The sequence below is a fragment of the Sphingomonas sp. H160509 genome, assembly GCF_024124765.2.
GTDB lineage: Bacteria > Pseudomonadota > Alphaproteobacteria > Sphingomonadales > Sphingomonadaceae > Sphingomonas.
Map to the genome: position 1 here is coordinate 1,423,266 of NZ_JAMXSR020000002.1, position 20,220 is coordinate 1,443,485.

General features: G+C 65.6%; 15 protein-coding genes and 4 pseudogenes. 7 read left to right on the plus strand and 12 right to left on the minus strand.

The window, feature by feature from the left end; genetic code table 11:
• Positions 1 to 207: 207 nt before the first annotated feature.
• Together alaS and NHF48_RS08650 are read right to left on the minus strand one after the other, a co-directional pair.
• Positions 208 to 2,845 (minus strand): annotated as a pseudogene (gene alaS / locus NHF48_RS08645) (alanine--tRNA ligase); the annotation flags it as partial.
• A 328-nt stretch (positions 2,846 to 3,173) separates the two neighbouring features.
• A pseudogene (locus NHF48_RS08650) lies at positions 3,174 to 4,456 on the minus strand (M24 family metallopeptidase).
• 71 nt (positions 4,457 to 4,527) lie between these two features.
• On the opposite strand from NHF48_RS08650, the pseudogene NHF48_RS08655 reads away from it, so the two are divergent.
• Positions 4,528 to 5,866 (plus strand): annotated as a pseudogene (locus NHF48_RS08655) (dicarboxylate/amino acid:cation symporter).
• 155 nt (positions 5,867 to 6,021) lie between these two features.
• On the opposite strand, the gene NHF48_RS08660 reads toward NHF48_RS08655, so the two are convergent.
• The 8 genes and pseudogenes from NHF48_RS08660 to NHF48_RS08700 form a co-directional block, all read right to left on the minus strand.
• The gene (locus tag NHF48_RS08660) at positions 6,022 to 6,645 is read right to left on the minus strand and encodes a glutathione S-transferase family protein (protein WP_253070851.1); all 624 of its coding nucleotides are present in this window, start codon (positions 6,643 to 6,645) and stop codon (positions 6,022 to 6,024) included.
• Between the two features lie 17 nt (positions 6,646 to 6,662).
• On the minus strand, positions 6,663 to 6,893 hold the full coding sequence (locus NHF48_RS08665) for a hypothetical protein (RefSeq protein ID WP_253070852.1): 231 nt from the start codon (positions 6,891 to 6,893) through the stop codon (positions 6,663 to 6,665).
• Entirely contained in the window at positions 6,848 to 7,501 is a 654-nt protein-coding gene (locus NHF48_RS08670; protein WP_253070853.1) for a class I SAM-dependent methyltransferase, read from the minus strand. Before NHF48_RS08670 ends, NHF48_RS08665 begins: the two co-directional genes overlap by 46 nt.
• A 529-nt stretch (positions 7,502 to 8,030) precedes the next feature.
• A complete protein-coding gene (gene recA / locus NHF48_RS08675) occupies positions 8,031 to 9,104 on the minus strand; it encodes a recombinase RecA (RefSeq protein ID WP_056047175.1) in 1,074 nt (357 codons plus the stop codon).
• A 648-nt stretch (positions 9,105 to 9,752) separates the two neighbouring features.
• A pseudogene (locus NHF48_RS25885) lies at positions 9,753 to 10,699 on the minus strand (4-(cytidine 5'-diphospho)-2-C-methyl-D-erythritol kinase).
• Between the two features lie 237 nt (positions 10,700 to 10,936).
• Complete coding sequence (locus tag NHF48_RS08690) at positions 10,937 to 12,424, minus strand: tetratricopeptide repeat protein (RefSeq protein ID WP_253070854.1); 1,488 nt, start codon at positions 12,422 to 12,424, stop codon at positions 10,937 to 10,939.
• Positions 12,425 to 12,452: 28 nt separating this feature from the next.
• A complete protein-coding gene (locus NHF48_RS08695) occupies positions 12,453 to 14,114 on the minus strand; it encodes an electron transfer flavoprotein-ubiquinone oxidoreductase (protein ID WP_253070855.1) in 1,662 nt (553 codons plus the stop codon).
• Positions 14,115 to 14,146: 32 nt separating this feature from the next.
• Positions 14,147 to 14,545: a hypothetical protein gene (locus NHF48_RS08700; protein ID WP_253070856.1), complete on the minus strand. Its 399-nt coding sequence runs from the start codon at positions 14,543 to 14,545 to the stop codon at positions 14,147 to 14,149.
• Here NHF48_RS08700 and NHF48_RS08705 point away from each other — a divergent pair.
• Entirely contained in the window at positions 14,544 to 15,038 is a 495-nt protein-coding gene (locus tag NHF48_RS08705) for a uracil-DNA glycosylase family protein (protein ID WP_253070857.1), read from the plus strand. The genes NHF48_RS08700 and NHF48_RS08705 overlap by 2 nt on opposite strands.
• Before the next feature lie 27 nt (positions 15,039 to 15,065).
• On the opposite strand, the gene NHF48_RS24905 is transcribed toward NHF48_RS08705, so the two are convergent.
• Positions 15,066 to 15,296, minus strand: a complete 231-nt coding sequence (locus NHF48_RS24905) for a hypothetical protein (RefSeq protein WP_342454611.1) — start codon at positions 15,294 to 15,296, stop codon at positions 15,066 to 15,068.
• Between the two features lie 226 nt (positions 15,297 to 15,522).
• Here NHF48_RS24905 and NHF48_RS08710 point away from each other — a divergent pair, with 226 nt between their 5' ends.
• From NHF48_RS08710 to NHF48_RS08720, 3 genes are all read left to right on the plus strand, one after another.
• The gene (locus NHF48_RS08710) at positions 15,523 to 16,905 is read left to right on the plus strand and encodes a lytic transglycosylase domain-containing protein (protein ID WP_342454612.1); all 1,383 of its coding nucleotides are present in this window, start codon (positions 15,523 to 15,525) and stop codon (positions 16,903 to 16,905) included.
• A gap of 5 nt (positions 16,906 to 16,910) precedes the next feature.
• Positions 16,911 to 17,438 carry a molybdenum cofactor biosynthesis protein B gene (gene moaB, locus NHF48_RS08715; RefSeq protein WP_056047163.1) on the plus strand — a complete coding sequence of 176 codons (528 nt, stop codon included), beginning with the start codon at positions 16,911 to 16,913 and terminating at the stop codon, positions 17,436 to 17,438.
• Positions 17,439 to 17,751: 313 nt separating this feature from the next.
• A complete protein-coding gene (locus NHF48_RS08720; RefSeq protein WP_253070858.1) occupies positions 17,752 to 17,997 on the plus strand; it encodes a hypothetical protein in 246 nt (81 codons plus the stop codon).
• Between the two features lie 60 nt (positions 17,998 to 18,057).
• On the opposite strand, the gene NHF48_RS08725 is transcribed toward NHF48_RS08720, so the two are convergent.
• A complete protein-coding gene (locus NHF48_RS08725; RefSeq protein WP_056057360.1) occupies positions 18,058 to 18,240 on the minus strand; it encodes a hypothetical protein in 183 nt (60 codons plus the stop codon).
• Positions 18,241 to 18,408: 168 nt separating this feature from the next.
• Here NHF48_RS08725 and NHF48_RS08730 point away from each other — a divergent pair, with 168 nt between their 5' ends.
• Together NHF48_RS08730 and NHF48_RS08735 are read left to right on the plus strand one after the other, a co-directional pair.
• On the plus strand, positions 18,409 to 19,101 hold the full coding sequence (locus NHF48_RS08730) for an outer membrane protein (protein WP_253070859.1): 693 nt from the start codon (positions 18,409 to 18,411) through the stop codon (positions 19,099 to 19,101).
• 41 nt (positions 19,102 to 19,142) lie between these two features.
• Complete coding sequence (locus NHF48_RS08735; RefSeq protein ID WP_253070860.1) at positions 19,143 to 20,213, plus strand: PA0069 family radical SAM protein; 1,071 nt, start codon at positions 19,143 to 19,145, stop codon at positions 20,211 to 20,213.
• The last annotated feature ends 7 nt before the right edge of the window (positions 20,214 to 20,220 follow it).

Consider the following 20,220-nt stretch of genomic DNA (forward strand, 5'->3'; position numbering starts at 1 on the left):
CACCTTTCCAACTGGGCCCCGGCCTTCGCCGGGGTGGTGCTTATTTTTAGCGGATGACTTCATCAGAGCGGCCGCCGTTGCCCCCGCGGAGGCGGGGGTCCATGAGTCAGGGCAGCTAGCGGTACTTAGCTGTTCCCCCGCGTGCGCGAGGGAACATTGCTTGGAGTTGGGTGCGACGTCGGCGAGTTTTAGACCCCCCGCCGCCTCCAGCTTTGCGCGCACCGCCGCAACTGCTTCCGCAGCCTTGTTGCCATCAGGCCCACCGCCCTGCGCCATGTCGGGACGGCCGCCACCGCCCTGCCCGCCTAGCGTCGAGACCGCGATCTTGAGCAGGTCGACGGCGTTGTGGCTGGCGACCAAGTCCGCTGTCACACCGACCGCGACCGAAGCGCGACCATCGTTGATCGCTACCATCACCGCGATGCCGGAACCCAGGCGCTGCTTGGCTTCGTCGACCGCGCCGCGCAGGCCCTTCGCCTCGAAGTCGTTAAGCACCTGCCCGATGAACGCGACGCCGCCGACCTGTTCCGGCCCAGCCGCTTCGCCCGATCCACCACCGCCGAGCGCGAGCGCCTTCTTCGCGTCGGCGAGTTCGCGTTCGAGGCGGCGGCGGTCTTCGAGCAGCGATGCGACGCGCGCCGGGACCTCGTCGGGGGGTCGATTTCAGCACTGCCGCCGTCTCGCGCAGGCGGTCGTCACGGCTGGTCAAGTACGCGCGCGCCGCTTCGCCCGTGAGCGCTTCGACACGGCGGATGCCGCTCGAGACCGCACCTTCGCCGACGACCTTGAACAAGCCGATGTCGCCGAGCGCGTTGACGTGCGTGCCGCCGCACAATTCGATCGAGTAGGTGCCATCCTCGGTCGAGCCCATCGACACGACTCGGACTTCGTCGCCGTATTTCTCACCGAACAGCGCCATCGCGCCCATCGCGATCGCGTCGTCGGGGGTCATCAGCAGCGTCGTCACCGCGCCGTTGCCGCGGACCTGCGCGTTCACGTCGGCCTCGACCTGCGCGATGTCGGCGGGGGGTCATCGCGACCGGCTGCGAGAAGTCGAAGCGCAGGCGGTCGGGCGCGACGAGGCTGCCCTTCTGCGCGACGTGCGTGCCAAGACGCTCGCGGAGGGCCTCGTGGAGGAGATGCGTCGCGGAGTGGTTGGCACGGATCTGTGCGCGGCGCGCGACGTCGATCCGGAGCTTGACCGGATCGCCGACCTTGATCTCGCCGGACTCGACGATCGCGTGATGCACGAACACGCGGCCGAGCTGCTTCGACGTCTCGGTGACGTTCGCGTGCAGGCCGGTGTCGTTCGAGATGTGACCGGCATCGCCGACCTGTCCGCCGCTCTCGCCATAGAACGGCGTCTGGTTGACGACGATCGCGATGGCGTCGCCGGTGGTCGCGTGGTCGACGCGCGCGCCGTCCTTGACCAGTGCGACGACTTCGCCCCTCGCCTGTATCCGATGCGTAGCCGAGAAATTCGGTGCCGCCGGTCTGCTCGACGATGTCGAACCAGATGTCGTCCGAAGCCTTCGCGCCCGATCCCTTCCAGGCGGCGCGGGCGGCGCGCTTCTGCTCGGCCATCGCGGTGTCGAAGCCTTCGCGGTCGACCGCGATGTTGCGTTCGCGCAGCGCGTCCTCGGTCAGGTCGTACGGGAAGCCGTAGGTGTCGTAGAGCTTGAACGCGACGTCGCCCGCCAGCGTGCCGTCTGTCATCCCGGTGGTCGCCTCGTCGAGCAGCTTCAGCCCCTTGTCGAGCGTCTGGCGGAAGCGCGTTTCCTCCTGCTGCAACGTTGCCTCGATCAGCGGGCGTGCGCGAGAAAGTTCGGGATAGGCGGCGCCCATCTCGGTGACGAGCGCGGGGACGAGCCGGTGCATCAACGGCTGCTTGGCACCGAGGATGTGCGCATGGCGCATCGCGCGGCGCATGATTCGGGCGCAGGACGTAGCCGCGGCCCTCGCTCGCGGGCAGCACGCCGTCGGCGATCAGGAAACCGGCGGTGCGCAGGTGATCGGCGATCACGCGGTGGCTGGCGGTGTTGGCGCCGTCTGTCGCGGTGTGCGTCAGCGCGCCCGACGCCGCGATCAGCGCCTTGAACGTGTCGGTGTCGTAATTGTCAGTGACGCCCTGCATGACCGCAGCGATGCGCTCGAGCCCCATGCCGGTGTCGATCGAGGGCTTGGGCAGGTTGCCGACGATCTCGGCGTTCTCCTGCTCGTATTGCATGAACACGAGGTTCCAGATCTCGACGAAACGATCGCCATCTTCGTCGGGGCTGCCGGGAGGGCCGCCGAAGATGTGATCGCCGTGGTCGTAGAAGATCTCGGAGCACGGCCCGCACGGCCCGTTGTCGCCCATCGACCAGAAATTATCCTTGGTCGGGATGCGGATGATGCGGTGATCGGGGAGGCCGGCAACCTTCTCCCAGAGATCGAACGCCTCGTCGTCGGTGTGGTAGACGGTGGCGGTCAGTTTATCGGGCGACAGGCCCCATTCGCGGGTGAGCAACGTCCAGGCGTGAACGATCGCCTGTTCCTTGAAATAGTCGCCGAACGAGAAATTGCCGAGCATTTCGAAGAAGGTGTGGTGGCGCGCGGTGTAGCCGACATTGTCGAGATCGTTGTGCTTGCCACCGGCGCGAACGCATTTCTGCGACGATGTCGCGGTGGTGTAGGGGCGCGATTCGAGGCCGGTGAAGACGTTCTTGAACGGCACCATCCCGGCGTTGACGAACATCAGCGTCGGGTCGTTCTGCGGCACGAGCGGTGCGGAGGGCACGATCTGGTGCCCCTGCGATCCGAAATAGTCGAGGAAGCCGCGGCGGATGTCGTTCGTCGATGTCATGCCGGGGACTTAGGCGAGCGGGGCGGTTCGCTCAAGTGGAGGTGTGTAAGGGCCATGCAGTAGAGAGGGTGTCGGCGGACGCCGGCGCTGCACGCATCCGACTGAAACGAAGAGAGCTTGTTTCCCCGCGAAGGTGGGGATCCAGACTGGGCTCCCGCCTTCGCGGGAGAACAAGAAAGCGCTGCAATTCAACAAGAGCAACACCACCCCGGCGAAGGCCGGGGCCCAGTTGGGGAACGTGGCTAACGAAGGACTGCGCTCGATTATTACCACCTTTCCAACTGGGCCCCGGCCTTCGCCGGGGTGGTGGCGCTATCGTGAAGGTCCCCTACCCCAACGGCGCATCGATCGACTTAGGCGGCTCGCTGAACCATTTAGGGGCCCGCATCGGTCATGTGGAAGCAATCCTCGATCCGCACGCCGAACCTCCCGGGAATGTAGATCCCCGGCTCGTCGGAGAAGCACATCCCCGCCGCCAGCTTCGTTGTCTCGCCGTGGACGAGGTTGACGGGTTCATGGCCGTCCATGCCGATGCCGTGGCCGGTGCGGTGCGACAGGCCGGGGAGCTTGTACCCCGGCCCATAGCCAAGCGTCTCGTAATGCCGACGGACCGCGTCGTCGACGCTGCCGGCGGGTGCACCGATCTTCGCGGCGGCGAATGCGATCTGTTGGCCGCGGGCGACCTGGTCCCACGTCTTGCGTTGGTCGACAGTTGCCGCGCCGTGCACCCAGGTGCGCGAGATGTCGGACTGATAGCCCTGCACCGCACAGCCGCAGTCCATCAGCACGACCTGGTCGTCGGCGACGCGGTGAATTTCGCGGCTGCCGTGCGGATAGGCAGACGCCTCGCCGATCAGTGCGAGTGCGAACTCGGGCGCGCCGCCGAGTTTCTTCGTCGCGGCGTTCATCAGCGCGCCGATCTCGGTGCCGGTCATGCCCTTCTCGACGCGCGGCTTGGTCCAGCGATAGGCGGCGAGCGTGACCTCGGTCGCGGTCTGCATCAGCGCGATCTCGGCGGGGGGTCTTGATCATCCGGCAGGCGCGGACGACCGGGTCGGCGGATACGATCTTTGCTTCCGGCAACACGAGCTGAAGGCCTGCATAGGCGAAATAGCGTACCTCCGCCTCAAGCCCGATTGGCCGCGCGGCGAGCTTGCGGTCGCGAAGGAAGCCGGCGGCCACGACGAGCGGGTTCTCGTCCTCCTGCCAGACGCGCACCTCGGCGGGGACGGCGAGCGTCTCGCGCACCGACGGCTCCTCGAAGAACGGCGTGACGATGCACGGTTCGCCCTCGACCGGGAGGATCGCCAGCGTCAGCCGCTCGCTCGTGTGCCAGCGGACGCCGGTGAAGTAGATCATCGACGATCCCGGCTCGATCAGCACTGCGCCGATGCCCGCCGCCTTCATCAGCGATTGCGCGCGGACCAGCCGCGCGGCGCGTTCGGTGGCGTCGATCGGCCGGGTCGTGCCGGTGATGTCGGACAGCGCCGACAGGTCCGGCTCGGCGGCGCGGAGGATCGCACTGGTCGACAGCAACGGCGCCGCGATGGCGAGGCTCAGCAGGTCGCGACGCGAGGGGCTGAAGGCGGGCTTGTGGCGTGCGGTCGACATCGTCGGACGATAGGGTCCTTGACCCGGGCGCCGCAATCCCCTTCCCTGTTCGCACTTCTCGGGAGCGATTAATGGCCAAGCGGCTAACCTATTACATCTTGTTCGGCCTCGTCGCGGGTATGGTCGTCGGCTGGATCCTGAACGCGTCGATCGACAATGGCACGGCCGAGTCCGCCGAACGGCTGAAGGACATCGCCGGCTATTTCTCGATCGTGACGACGCTGTTCCTCCGGCTGATCAAGATGATCATCGCGCCGCTGGTGTTCTCGACGCTGGTCGTGGGCATCGCGCATATGGGCGATACCGGTGCGCTTGGGCGGGTCGGGTTGCGCAGCCTCGGCTGGTTCATCTGCGCGAGCCTATTGTCGCTTACTCTGGGCCTGATCCTCGTCAACGTGTTGCAGCCGGGCGTCGGCCTCGCGCTCGCGATCCCGCCGGCGACCGCGTCGAGCGGCGTCGACCGCGCTACGTTCGATCTCGCCAAGTTCATCACGCATATCGTCCCCGATTCGATGATCGCGGCGATGGCGGGCAACGAGATCCTCCAGATCGTCGTGTTCTCGGTGTTCGTCGGCGTCGCGATCACCGCGGTCGGCGAGAAGGCCGCGCCGCTGGTCAAGGCGATCGAGGCACTTGTTGCGGTGATGCTGCAGATCACCAACTACGTGATGCGGTTCGCGCCGTTCGCGGTGTTCGCCGCCGTGACCGCGACGCTCGCCGAGCGGGGGCCGACCATCCTTGGTCAGCTCGGCTATTTCATGTTGAGCTTCTATATCGGCCTTGCGCTGCTGTGGGCGATGCTGATCGGGATCGCGTTCCTGCTGATCGGTCCGCGGACGCGGTTGCTGGTGCGCTATATTCGCGATCCGTTGATCCTCGCCTTCTCCGCGGCATCGTCCGAGGCGGCATATCCGCGGACGCTGGAGGCGCTCGACCGGTTCGGCGTGCCCCCCGCGGATCGCCAGCTTCGTGCTGCCGCTGGGCTATTCGTTCAATCTCGACGGGTCGATGATGTACATGACGTTCGCGTCGCTGTTCATCGCGCAGGCGTACGGCATCCACATGCCGATCGGGCAGCAGATCGCGATGCTGCTGGTGCTGATGGTGACGTCGAAGGGCATCGCGGGCGTGCCGCGCGCATCGCTGGTGGTGATCGCGGGGACGCTGTCGATGTTCAAGATCCCGGAGGCGGGGATCCTGTTGATTCTGGCAGTGGATCATTTCCTCGACATGGGGCGCTCGGCGACGAACGTGATCGGGAATGCGGTGGCGGCGACCGTGGTCGCGAAATGGGAGGGCGGGCTCGACGAGCGGGAGCCTGCCGATCGGGATTTCCCGCATGCGCCGACCGGGCATGGGCCGAAGGTGGATGTGGACAGCTACGAGAAGATTGGGCCGGGACAGGTTTAGGATCGACGCTTGCACCGAGCGTCGCACCACTGTTCCGTCATCCCAGCGAACGCTGGGATCCAGAGCCACGAGCGCCGGTGTCTGTGGCTCTGGATCCTGGGTCGAGCCCAGGATGACGGAGGGGTTCAGGTACCTTCAGACCCTATCGCGGCGGGTCAGGCGTAAGCGTAGGGGCCGCCTTTTTTTAGCCCTGCTTGATACGCGGGGCGTGCGTGGACCTTTGCCAGCCAAGCGATCGTCGCGGGACGGGACTCGTTGAGACCGCCGCGGCTGCGCGCGGCTTCCAAAGGAAAGCTCATCATGATGTCGGCGGCGGTCATCTCGGCGCCGGCGAACCAGGGGCGCTGCGACAGTTCGGATTCGACATAGTCGAGGTGGACGTCGATCATCGGCTGGATCTTCTTGGTCGCCGCCTTGCCCAGGATCGGGATGCGCGCGAGGACGAGCTTCAGGAGCAGCGGCGGCATCATCGAGCCTTCCGCATAGTGGAGCCAGAAGCGGTAACGCAGCGCGTCTGCGCGGTTGGCGGGGGCGCCGAGCTTGTCGTCCGCCTTGTCGACGAGATATTCGACGATCGCGCCGGTCTCGGCCACCACCTGGCCGTCATCCTCGATCACCGGCGACTTGCCGAGCGGGTGGACCTTCTTGAGTTCGGGCGGGGCGAGCATCGTTGCCTTGTTCCGCTCGTAGCGCTTGATCTCGTAGGGAAGGCCGAGTTCCTCGAGCATCCACAGGATCCGCTGCGATCGCGAGTTTTCGAGGTGGTGGACGATGATCATGCTGAACCCCCTGTTTTTTATTCGGACGATTTGCGCGCGGTCCAGATCCAGGCGGCCGCGTGGAATTCCACCGTGTCGCCGCTTCGGTACCGGTCGCAGACCTGAGTGAGACGCGCGATGTGGCGCTCGCGTTCCTCGGGGGCGGCGTCGCGGATGGCGGAGGCGGCTGGGCCGATGCGGCTGAAATAGTCGACGGCGTCGGCTACGGGGTCGGCGCCCCTCCCCTGCCCGGTAGGCGAATTCGACACGCTCGGGTGACGCGACATGCCAGCCGGATTTTTCGAGGATGCTCGCGACGTAGGTCGGGTCGGCGAAAGCGAAGGGCCCGGGTGCGGTGGTGGCTGGAGGTGTCTGCATTGCCGCCGGTCGCGGTGATGATTTCGGTGGCCCAGCGGTTGGCGGCACGGTCGGCGAAGCAGGAGAAGACGAGCGTTGCGTCTGGGGCGGCGGCTTCGGCCAAAGTGGTGAAAGCGGCGACGGGGTCTGCGAAGAACATTACGCCGTGGCGGGAGACGTAGAGGTCGATTGGGGCGTGGTTCGGGGCGGCGGCGGTGATGTCTGCGCACTCGAAGCGGGCGTTGAATGCGGTTTTGGCGCGGTGTTTGGCGATCTCGATCAGGTTTGGTGAGAGATCGATGCCGGTTACGGTCGCGTTGGGCAGAGCTTGCGCGGTGGCTAGCGTGGTGGCGCCAGCGCCGCAGCCAATGTCGATGATCTTTCGGGTTTGGGGGGTGGCGGCGGACAGAATCGCGGCGTTTAGATACGGGGTTAGGTTGGTGAAGCTGCGGTCGGTTCGGTGCCATTCCTCGGCCCAGACATCGCCTATTCTGCCGGTCCAGTCGTAGGCGGTGGTCAATCGCTGATCCGTTTCATGCTCGGGCGGGGGGGACGATTAGACGGTCTATAGGGTCTTATATAATCGGTACATTGGGTCCGAAGTGCACAAAGTGCACAAAGTGCACAAAGTGCAGACGCTGGCGCAGCATTTGTGAAGCGGTGTTTTGCGGTCCGATGTAGGCGAGCATACTGACATCAGTAGCGTTGTTTTCCTGCGAAGACGGGGATTCAGACTGGGCTCCCGCCTTCGCGGGGAGAAAATGCGGCGCGCGGGCTCGTTTAAGAATTTGGAGTCATTGCCCTAAAGAGCTTGGTTGAGCGCGGGATTTATTTGCAGGGTCGTGCCAACTGGGCCCCGGCCTTCGCCGGGGTGGTGCTGAGGATGGGTTAGCGGGGTGCCATTTCGCCACTCGCTGAACTGTGGGCCGCGCGCATCCTTGGCAGCTTGAGCCGTAAGCCATGAAGCGTGCCGCCACCGCGTGCCCTCACCCTCCCATTGCGAAGGCAATGGGTCCCTCCCTCTCCCCTGAGGGAGAGGGAAAGTAGGGTTACGCGTCGTCGCCTTCTTCGGGGCCGGCCATCATTTCTTCGGCGACCTTGTCGGTGCGCGCGCGGATCTGCTTTTCGAGGCGGTCGGCGGTTTCGGGGTTGTCCTTGAGGAACGTCTTCGAGTTCTCGCGACCCTGACCGAGGCGGACGCTGTCATAGCTGAACCACGCGCCCGACTTCTCGACGAGGCCCGCCTTCACGCCGAGATCGAGGATCTCGCCGAGCTTGGAGACGCCCTGCCCGTACATGATGTCGAACTCGACCTGCTTGAACGGCGGGGCGACCTTGTTCTTGACGACCTTAACGCGGGTCTGGTTGCCCGTGACCTCTTCACCGGCCTTGATCGCGCCGATGCGGCGGATGTCGAGGCGGACCGAGGCGTAGAACTTCAGCGCGTTGCCGCCGGTCGTCGTCTCGGGGTTGCCGTACATGACGCCGATCTTCATGCGGAGCTGGTTGATGAAGATCACCATGCAGCGCGAGCGGCTGATCGAGCCGGTCAGTTTCCGCAGCGACTGCGACATCAGGCGGGCCTGGAGGCCGACATGGCTGTCGCCCATCTCGCCTTCGATTTCAGCACGCGGCACTAGCGCTGCGACCGAATCAACGACGAGCACGTCGATCGCGTTCGAACGGACCAGCGTGTCGACGATCTCGAGTGCCTGCTCGCCGGTGTCGGGCTGCGACACAATCAGCTCGTCGATGTTGACGCCAAGCTTCTTGGCATAGACCGGGTCGAGCGCGTGCTCGGCATCGACGAACGCCGCGGTGCCGCCGCCCTTCTGCGCTTCGGCGATCACGTGGAGCGCGAGCGTGGTCTTGCCCGAGCTTTCCGGACCGTAGATCTCGATCACGCGGCCGCGCGGCAGGCCGCCGACGCCGAGTGCGATGTCGAGCCCGAGCGAGCCGGTCGAGATGACCTCGACCTGCATGGTTTCCTTTGAGCCCAGGCGCATCGCCGAGCCCTTGCCGAAGGCGCGGTCGATCTGCGCGAGCGCGGCGTCGAGCGCCTTCTGCCGGTCGTTGGTTGCGGTTGCCATGCCGGTGTCGATCACTTTCAGATTAGCGGCCATCGAATATGCTCCCATCGCTAAAGCAAGCGCGCGTGCCATTCAACGCGTCAAACAGCATGTATTCTCTTTGTTCTTTTTGGAACAAGTGGGGAACGATAGGTTTGTTGGGGAAATTTGCGGCGGTGGGGTCGTGCAGGGCCCGTTGGGTAAGGGGACGGCGTCAGTCTGGCATCCGCCGGTCTGCATGCTCGAAGCTTCAGGCCCACGGAGTCGTGAGTTCATTGAGTTGCAGGCGTTGGAAGACGTTCGATGCGGACACGATTCGGACAAGTGCACCCTCCCCGCCGGGGCCGGGGTCCAAGTGGAGAGGTTGGCGTGACGGCGTGCGTCTGTCGTCAGGAGCGTTTCCCAACTGGGCCCCGGCCTTCGCCGGGGAGGTGCTCTGGTTGGGGGGGTATAATGCCGGACATGTTCGGGATGACCGACGAGGGGCGGGATCCGCGGTGTGGGCGTTTAGGTCGAGATCTAGGTCGAGATCGGTTCGGGTTGTTTGGACGCGGGGTTTGGACAGCCAACGGATCGCGATTCTGAAGGATGTCTGGGACGGGCGGTTTCGTTTGCGGCTCTGGATCCTGACTTTCGTCAGGATGACGGGCGGTGGCGGCGAGGCGGCGGCCAGCTTCGAAGGTGCCGCCGCCTATCGATCGATCAGGCGAGCTTCGTTGCGAGGGTCCACCAGCCTTTGGCTTGCGCGGCGGCGGTGGCGGTGTCTCTGGCTTCGGGGGTTTCGAACAGGGCGAAGCAGGTAGCGCCGGAGCCGGACATTCTGGACAGGAGGACGCCTTGGGCTGCGTCCAAGAGCGCGCGGACTTCGGCGATTACGGCGGCAAGCGCCAGTGCGGGGGGTTCTAGGTCGTTGCGGCCTCCGAGGGCGCGGTCGAGGAGATTGCCTTCGGGAATCGGGCCTCGATCGTGGCCGTCCCAGGTCTTGAAGACGGCTGCGGTGGAGACCGCGACGCCTGGGTTCACGAGCAGGAGCGGGGTGCCGGACAGGCCTTCGAGATTGGTGAGGGTGTCGCCCTTGCCGGTGCCGAGCGTGGTGCGGTTGGCGAGGCAGGCGGGGACGTCGGCGCCGAGCTTTGCGGCGATTTCGTGGAGGCGGGGGTCGGTTGGGGCTATGCCGTGGAGCCGGGCCAGCGCGCGGAGCGTGGCGGCGGCGTCGGCCGAGCCTCCGCCTATGCCCGAGGCGATGGGGAGGTGCTTTTCTAGGGTTATGGAGTGGTAGGCCTCGGGGGGCGAACGCGGTGGTGAAGGCGTCTGCTGCGGCGGTTACCAAGTTGCCATGCCAGGGGGGCGGCGCTTGGAGTGGTGCTGGACGAGCGGGGTGCTTCGTCATTGTTCACCCCCAATTGGGCCCCGGCCTTCGCCGGGGTGGTGTTCGAGGTCGGGGTAATGCTCTGGACGGGGAGGAGTGCTGCGGCGAAGGGGCCGGTTATGGTGAAGCTGTTGGTTTGGGCGGGTTCCACCGTGACCAGGTCGCCGTCGGTGGCGAAGGCGAAGAGGGTTTCGAGGTCGTGGTAGCCGTCGGGGCGGCGGCGGCGGACGTGGAGGGCCAGGTTGATCTTGGCGGGGGCGGGTTCGGTGATGGCGGGCATTGTCGGTCTCGGGGTTTGGCGGCGAAGGGTTCCAGCGCAGCTTAGCGTAATACGCGTGATGTCTGCGGGTTTAAGCGCGTCGTCCTGACGAAAGTCAGGATCCAGGGTAACGAATGGTGCCGTGCTTGGCTCTGGATCGTGACTTTTGTCAGGATGACGGCGGACCTGAGATGCCGTGCACCTCGCCAGTTGGGGGCGTTGTCGCGATCGCTTCCGCGGCTCGTCCGCCACTCAGAATTAATTGTGATCTCGCGAAGCGGCCCCTTCGCCGTGGCTCGCCTTGTCCTCACCCCTTCCCACACTTGCGTGGCCCTTCCCTCCCCGGCGGAAAAGGGATTTTAGCGGCTGGCTTTGGGTGGGAGGCCGTTGGCGATCTTGGCGGTTATGCGCGCCGTGTCTCCGGGTTCGGCGGTCAGGAGCGCGGCGCGCCAGGCGTAGCGCGCTTCGTAGTTTCGGCCGACGCTCCAATAGGAGTCGCCGAGGTGGTCGGCGATCTCGGCGTTGGTGGGTTCGGCCTGTGCGGCGGTTTCGAGCAGGGGGAGGCGCTCGGGCGGTGTCGCCGGAGAGGTGATAGGCCCAGCCGAGCGAGTCGGTGATCGACGCGTTGGTGGGATCGATCCGGCTGGCGCGTTCGAGCAGTTTGATCGAGGCGGGGATGTCGTCGCCGTGTTCGACTTGCGCGAAGCCGAGATAGTTGAGTGCGAGTGGTTGCGCGGGGCCGCGGGCGACGGCTTTTTCCAGTGCATCGCGCGCTTCGGGCCAGCGACCGGCCTGGTCGAGCGCGCCGCCATATTGCAGCCAATTGCCCCAGCTGCCACCCTTCGCGCCGTCGGCGGCGATGATACGTTGGTACCAGGTCGCCGCTTCGGCGGGGTTGCCGGTGGTCAGCAGCAGGTCGGCGTAGCGTTGCCAGTCGGCGGGCTCCGAACCCTTCTGGTCGACGCGGTTTTTGGCGGCGGCGAGCGCTTCGCCGTTGCGGTCGGCGGTGGCGAGGATGTCGATGCGTTCGGCGGCGGCGGCCGGTGCGGAAGGGCTCTCGGCGTCGACGCCGTCGAGCACGACGAGCGCGCGGTCGACCAGCTTGTTGCGGGCGAGCGCATCGGCGAGGAGGACGCGCGCCGCGTCGTAACTCGGGTCGGCGCGCAGGGCTGCCTGGGTCAGTGCGATCGAGAGTGGCGAGGGTTCGCCTGCGCTGAGGTCGCTGGCGAGGCGGGCGAGCAGGCGCGAGACGCCGATCGACAGCGTTTGCCTGCGCGGTGCCGCGGCGATCAGCGCACGCGTTTCGGTGGCGAAGCGGTTGGCGACGGGGTCTTTTGCTGCGGTCGCTAGCGATGGTTCGGGGTCGCGGCCCTCGGCATGTGCGACCCACGCGTAGAGCGAGGGCGCGAGAACCACGAGGGGGCCGCTCGACAACGTGACGATCGCTGCGCTTGCGGCCTTCGCATCGTTGCGGCGGGCGGCATCGGCGAGCGGGATCAGCGCGGCGTCGGCGGGGGCTACGCCGGCCTTGTTCAGCACCGCGGCGGCGCGGGTGGCGAGCGGCACGTCGCCGGCCTCCAGCGCCTCGCGATAGGCGCGGATCGCGACGACGGGATCGTCGGGCGATGCCGCCAGCACCTTGGCGTAGCTGGCCGCTGCGAGGTCCGGCTGGCCGGCGGCGTCGGCGACGCGGGCCTTCAGATAGGCCGAGAGATCAGCCGGCGCAGCCGTGGCAGGCGCCGCCACGGCAAGACCTAGGGCTAAAAACAGACACTTACATGTTGGGATAATTGGGGCCTCCGCCGCCCTCGGGTACGACCCAGTTGATATTCTGGGTGGGGTCCTTGATGTCGCAGGTCTTGCAGTGGACGCAGTTCTGCGCGTTGATGACGAACTTCGGATCGGCCGTGTCTTCGCCGACGACTTCGTAAACGCCGGCCGGGCAATAGCGTTGCGCGGGCTCGTCGTACATCGGCAGGTTGTAGGCGATCGGCACGCTCGCGTCCTTGAGCGTCAGGTGGACCGGCTGGTCCTCCTCGTGGTTGGTGTTCGAGACGAACACCGACGAGAGGCGATCGAACGTCAGGACGCCGTCGGGCTTCGGATAGACGATCGGCTTGACGAGATCCTTGCGCCACAGGCTCTCATTGTCGGGGTGATGGTGCATCGTGAAAGGCACCTTGATGCCGAGATGCTCCGCCCACATCGTCACGCCGGCGAGGCCCGAGCCGACGAGGTCGCCGAACTTCTTGACCAGCGGCACGACGTTGCGGACGACCGACAGCTCCTTCTTGACCCACGACTTCTCGAACGCCTCGGGATAGGCGGCGAGCTCGTCATGGCCGCGCTGCGAGACGATCGCCTCGACCGCGGCCTCGGCGGCCATCATGCCGGACTTCATCGCGGTATGCGTACCCTTGATCCGCGGCACGTTGAGGAAGCCGGCACTGTCGCCGATGAGGGCGGCACCGGGCATCACGAGCTTGGGGATCGACTGCAAACCGCCGTCGCTGATCGCGCGCGCGCCGTAGCTGACGCGCTTGGCGCCCTTCAGCAGCGCGGCGATCTCGGGATGCGTCTTCCAGCGCTGCATCTCGCTGAACGGCGAGAGATACGGGTTGGTGTAGTTCAGCCACGTGACGAAGCCGATCGAGACCTGGCCGTTCGCCTGATGATAGATCCAGCCGCCACCGTTCGAGCCGTCGGTTTCGGACAACGGCCAACCCTGCGTGTGGATGACGCGGCCGGGGACGTGGAGTTCGGGATCGATGTCCCACAGCTCCTTGATGCCGAGGCCGTACACCTGCGGATCACTGTCCTTGTCGAGTGCGAACGTCCGGATCAGTTCCTTGGTAAGGTGACCGCGGCACCCTTCCGAAAAGAAGGTGTATTTGGCGTGGAGTTCAAGGCCAGGGGTGTAGTCGCCCTTGTGCGTGCCGTCGCGCGCGACGCCCATGTCGCCGGTGGCGACGCCCTTTACCGAGCCGTCCTCGTTGAACAGGATTTCCGCCGCGGCGAACCCCGGGAAGATCTCGACGCCGAGTTCCTCCGCCTTGCCCGCGAGCCAGCGGCAGAGATTGCCGAGCGACCCGGTGTACGTACCCTTGTTGTGCATGAACGAGGGCGTGACGAAGTGCGGCATCTCGCTCTTCTTCGTCTTGGTCAGGATCCAGTGATGGTTCTCGGTCACCGGCACTTCGGCGAGCGGGCAGCCGTCCTCGCGCCAGTTCGGCAGCAGTTCGTCAAGGCTCTTGGGATCGATGACCGCGCCGGACAGGATATGCGCGCCGACCTCGGAGCCCTTTTCGAGCACGCAGACGCTGATCTCGGCGTCCTTCGCGGCGGCCAGCTGTTTCAGGCGGATCGCTGCCGAGAGACCGGCCGGGCCAGCGCCAACGATCACCACGTCGTACGGCATCGATTCACGTGTCGTCATCATCGTCTCCCGGGGGATGTCCCCTCTTGCCTTCAGCATTGCGCCCCACCCTTCGTTCGGGCTTGGGCGGGCACCATCTTGTCCAATATGGCGATTGCGCGAGTTGACCGCCACGTCAACCGTGCAGCATAGGTTACCGCGTGGGGGGCGGACCAAACCATCGACTGGCGAAATACAGCGGCGAGCGCGCTCGACTGGTGGCATGAGGCTGGCGTCGACACGCTGGTCGACGACGTCCCGCGCGACTGGTTCGCGACGCCCGAACCGCTTGTCGTACCCGCCGCTGCGCCTGCTGCACCAGTCGTCGCACCGTTTGCAATGCCCCATTTGCTGGCCGATTTCCTGGCCTGGCGGAGCAGCGCGGAGGTTCCCGAGGCGGAGTGGAGCGGAGTTTCCCTCGCTGCCGTAGGTCCGGCTGACGCTACGGTCATGGTGCTTGTCGATTGCCCCGACCGCGATGATGGCGATGCTGGCGCGTTGCTGAGTGGCGCATCGGGACGGCTGCTCGACAAGATGCTCGCGGCGATCGGTCTGACGCGCGACGAAGTGCATCTCGCGGCGGTCTGCGCAAAGCGGCCGACAGCGGGGCGGATCCAGAGCGAGGTCGAGGCTCGGCTGTCGGAAATCGCCAAGCATCACATTGGGTTGGTTGCGCCCAAGCGGTTGCTGCTGCTGGGCAATGCGGCGAGCCGTGCGATCCTCGGGACGGAATTACAGGCGGCACGCGGGCGTTTACACGGATTTAACCATAAGACCGGAGAACCGGGGTCCGGTTCGGCGTCTGGCAAAGCTTCCGACGAGACCGGCGTGGTCGCGAGCTTTCACCCCCGGTTTCTGATCGAGAAGCCCGCGGCCAAGGCCGAGGCCTGGAAGGATTTGCAGATGCTGATGCGCGGACTGACGTCGCAAGAGGGTGTGAGATGATTCGGACTCTAGCTATCGTTCTGGGGCTCAGCGCCCTCCCCCTTCCCAGCACTCGCGGCGACCGTTGCCGGCGAGCCCGCTGGCGACGCGCGGCTCGGCACGACGCAGTTGATCGGCGCACCGACGATCGAGCAGATCCCCGACCAGCTCGATGCGAGCCAGCGCGAGGCCTACAGGACCGTGTTCGCGGCGATCCGCGACGGCAAGTGGACCGACGCACAGATCGGGCTCGACACGATGAAGCCCGGTCCGCTGCACGCGATCGCGCGCGCCGAGATGTATACGGCAAAGGGCTCGCCCCGCGTCGAGATGGAGCCGCTGGTCGCGCTGCTCAACGAAGCGCCCGAACTCCCCGAAGCCGCACAGATCTCGCGCCTTGCGATGACACGGGGCGCGGTCGACCTGCCCCCCCCCCACGGCACAGCGGCTTATCTGGCAGGACGGCGCGCCGCGTCGCGTCCGTGCGAAAAGCCTGCAGGGCGACATGATCGCCGCCGACCTTGCGCTGAAGATGCAGCCTTACGTCAAGGCGGACATGGGTCGCGAAGCGCAGTCGCTGCTGGACAGCACGCCCGGCCTCACCCCAGAGGCGCTGACCGAATGGCAGCAGAAGATCGCGTGGATCTATTTCCTCCAGGGCGACGACGTGAACGCGCGCGTGATGGCGGCAAAGGCACAGGACGGCGTCGGCGACTGGGCGGTCCAGGGCCGCTGGGTCGGCGCTCTTTCGGCATGGCGGCAGAACGACTGCGCGAATGCCGAGACCGGGTTCGAGGGTGTTGCGGCACGGGCCGGCGATGTCGATCTCCGCGCGGCGGCTTTGTACTGGGCGTCGCGTGCGGACATGGTGTGCTCGCGCCCCGACAAGATAGAGGGTCGACTGAAGGCTGCGGCCCAGTTCGGCGAGAGCTTCTACGGCCAGCTTGCGCGCCAGCAGCTTGCGATGAAGGACAAGGGCACGTCCGTCGGCGGGCTCGTGGCCAGCGACTGGAAGGTCGTCGGCAAGCGTCCTAACGTCCGCGTCGCCGCCGCCCTAGTTGAAGTCGGCGAGACCGACCTGGCCGATACCGTGATCCGCCAGCAGGCGAAGATCGGGGATCCGCGCGAGTTCGCCAACCTGGTCCGCGTGGCGGAAGCGCTGAGCTTGCCTGCGACGACCGTGTGGCTTGCGCACAACTGCCCGCAGGGGGTCACGTCGACCGCCGAGGCACGCTATCCGACGCCGAACTGGACGCCGGACAGCGGCTGGCACATCGACAAGGCGCTGGTCTATGCGCACACGCTCGAGGAATCGCGGTTCCGCAACACGATCAAGAGCCCGGCCGGCGCGTATGGCCTCATGCAGATCATGCCCGCCGCCGCGACCGACTTCGCGCGTGAGCGTGGCACCTCGATCGACGTGAAAGCGCTGACCAAGCCCAGCACCAACATGGATGTCGGCCAGCGCCATCTCGAGCGGCTGCGCGACATGGCAGGCGTCACCGGCGGGCTGCTGCCCAAGGTGATCGCGGCGTATAACGCAGGCCCGCGCCCGGTCGGCGACTGGAACGCGATCGTCCACGATAACGGCGATCCGCTGATGTATATCGAGAGCATCCCGTATTGGGAGACGCGCGGCTACGTCACCACCGTGCTGCGCAACTACTGGATGTACGAGGCGCAGGGCGGCAAGAAGGCGTCGACCAGCCGCAACGCGCTGGCGCAGGGCATGTGGCCGCGCTTCCCCGGTCTGCCGGGTGCAACCGCGGTGCGGATGGCGGCCAAGCCGTACACGCAGTACCGGGCCAGCACGGCGCCGTTGAATGCCACCGTCGCGGTGAATGCCAGCGTCGGTCCGCAGTCTACCACCGTCACGCGTGCGGACTGAGCTTCATGCCGATCGATGAAAGCCGGATTTTCCTGCCGGTGCGGATTGCCGTGCTGACGGTGTCGGATACGCGTGGGCTTGCCGAAGATCGCTCTGGCGATACGCTGGTCGCGCGGCTGACCGAGGCGGGTCACGTTCTCGCCGACCGCCGGATCGAGAAGGACGATGTCGAGACGATAGTTTCGCGCCTGCACGCGTGGATCGGTGACCCTGAGGTCGACTGCATCATCACCACAGGCGGCACCGGCGTTACAGGCCGCGACGTTACCCCGGAGGCTGTGGAACAGGTCGCGGAGAAGATGATCCCGGGCTTCGGCGAACTCTTCCGCATGCTGAGCTATCAGACGATCGGCACCTCGACCGTCCAGTCGCGCGCGTGCGCCTGCGTGTCGCACGGCACCTACATATTCGCGCTGCCCGGCTCGACCGGCGCGGTGAAGGACGGCTGGGACGGCATCCTTCGCGACCAGCTCGACAGCCGTCACCGCCCCTGCAACTTCGTCGAACTGATGCCGCGGCTGCTGGAGCGCTGAACCTTTTGTTTGAGGGGCTCTGGTAACTCCCCCTGCCTTCCCGTCCCCGGCTAGCTGCTGCGCCCCCTGCCTGGCGTGCGAAAGAGCGACGAGTACCAAATACCGCCCTTCCCAATCTGCTGCAATTTTTGCCAAGTTGTGGCGCATCCCACCAGTCAGGACGGACAGGAACTGCGTCAGGAACTGGCGAAAATATCTTGCTGACTGAACACCTTCACCGCTGTGTACTGCTGTATTACCCAACTGGCACGGTCGATGCAGTAGTCGAGATACCGCCCAGCCGGGCGCGTCTCACCTACTGAAGGACGCTACCATGACCTCGATGATCCTGAAGAGCCTGGCCCTCGCTACCGTACTCGTCGCCAGCGCGCCCGCCGTTGCAGCACCTGCCCGCCCGCAGCAGACGGTCCTCAAATACGATGCGAAGACCCACCAATATTGCCTGACCGAACCCGCTGCGACCGGAAGCCTGATCGGACGAAAAACCTGCCAGACCGCCGCGCAATGGTCAGAAGCCGGATTGAAATTGCCGAAGTCGATCGAGCTTGCACAGAAGTGACCGGCGTTGCGCGGCTCGCCGGGTGGCGGGCCGCGTCGCGGCGTATGCACGACCAGACGGTCAGCCCTTGGCGGCGTGGATCAGGTCGACGAGCTGTTTGTTGATCGAAGCCCCGTGCAGATGGAGATGCACCGCGTCATACCCCTCGCGCCGCAGTCGTTGGCGCAAGTCGTTGACCGAGTTGCACGCACCCGATCTTGCTAACTCGAAGGCGCGCTCCACCGTTGTGATCTGTTCCGTCATTTCTCTGCCCTAGGCGCTCTGCCGCACCTCTGCGAGCGATCATTCGCACCGGTGCAAACAGATCGAAAACGAATGTTTCACCACCGAATTAACCGTCTGGTAGGCACGTCGAATCCATGAACCCGGCGTGGGATCGGCTGGGGGCCGGTCCAAAGGGGACATCGTCGAATGTACAAGTTCATGCTTATCGCGGCACTCGCCGCAACGCCGGTGGCGCCTGCGTTCGCACAGTCCGACACCGGGCGGGATTTCGGTCGCGATGCCGGACCGGGCTACGGCGCAACCGACGGCGTCAGCGGCTTCCGTGCCGAGCCGCGCATCGGGTACGACCGCGTGATCACCGAATTGAACGTCGAGACCGCGGACGACTCGGCGAGCGTACGCGAGGGCAAGAGCGGCGTCACTTATGGTGGCGAACTCGGCTACGACATGGTCGTGAACACCGACATGATGCTAGGCGTCTATGGCGGCATCGAGGGATCGAGCGTCGAGCAGTGCTTCCCTGGCAACGGGACGGAAACGTGCCTTACCCCCGGCCGCAACCTGACGGCAGGCGTACGCGGCGGCTTCCTGCTGAACCCCAACACGGTGTTGTACATCAAGGGCGGCTATTCGAACGGCCAGATCCGCATCGGCTATTCGGACCGTGACTTTCCCCAGGATAATTTCCGCGTGTCGGACAATCTGAGCGGTTTCCATGCCGGTGCAGGCGTGCAGACCGCGTTCGGACGCAATTTCTACGGCAAGCTCGAATATGTCTACACCGACTATAACGGCTACGAGATCACCGACGGCACCGACAAGGCGAGCCTGGATTTCAGCCGGCATCAGGTAGTTGCAGGGCTCGGCGTTCGCTTCTGATTGTTCTTGCTATGTTCTCGGACGGCGCTTAGTTTCGGTGCATGAAACAGGCCCGTCCGGTTCGTGGTGCGACGCTAAATAGCGAGAGCCAGCGGTTCAACCTGCCGCAAACCGAGGCGGATGGCGACTGGCTCGACATGCGCGAGGGGATCGACGGAGTGGCGCCGAAACTGCGCACGACGGTGACGGTCGAGACGCCGCGGACGATCATCAGCCGCAACGCGTCGCCCGACGTACCGTTCGACCGTTCGATTAACCCGTACCGCGGGTGCGAGCACGGCTGCATCTATTGCTTCGCGCGACCGAGCCATGCGTTTCATGACCTGTCGCCGGGACTGGATTTCGAGAGCAAACTGTTCGCGAAACCATCCGCGGCAGCGCTGTTGCGGGCCGAGCTCGGCAAGCCGGGATACGCCTGCGCGCCGATGGCGCTGGGGACGAACACCGATCCCTATCAACCGATCGAGAACGACTGGCGGATCACGCGCGGCATTATCGAGGTGCTCGCCGAGACCGATCATCCGCTGACGATCACGACCAAGTCGGACCGTGTGGTGCGCGATATCGACCTGCTGGCACCGATGGCGGCGAAGGGGCTGGCGGCGGTGGCGATGTCGATCACGTCGCTCGATCCGAAGGTGGCGTTGACCGTCGAACCGCGTGCACCGCATCCGGAGCGGCGGCTGGCGGCAGTTCGCAAACTCGCCGATGCGGGGGTGCCGGTCTACGTTTCGATCGCGCCGGTCATCCCGGCAATCACCGATCACGAGATCGAGCATCTGATCGCGCGGGCGGCGGAAGCCGGGGCGACGCGGGCGTTCTTCATCCCGGTCAGGCTGCCGCACGAGGTGGCACCGCTGTTCCGAGCTTGGCTCGACGAGCATTTTCCGGATCGCGCGGGGAAGGTGATGGCGACGATTGCGTCGCTGCGCGGGGGAAAGGATAACGATCCGAACTTCTTCACGCGGATGCAAGGGCAAGGGCCTTGGGCGGACCTGCTTGGGACGCGGTTCCGGATTGCGTGCGCAAAGCACGGGTTGAACCGGGAACGCGTTGCTTTGCGGAGCGACTTGTTCCGCGCGCCGCGAGGGCCGCAGGGAGAGTTGTTTTGAGCGGAGG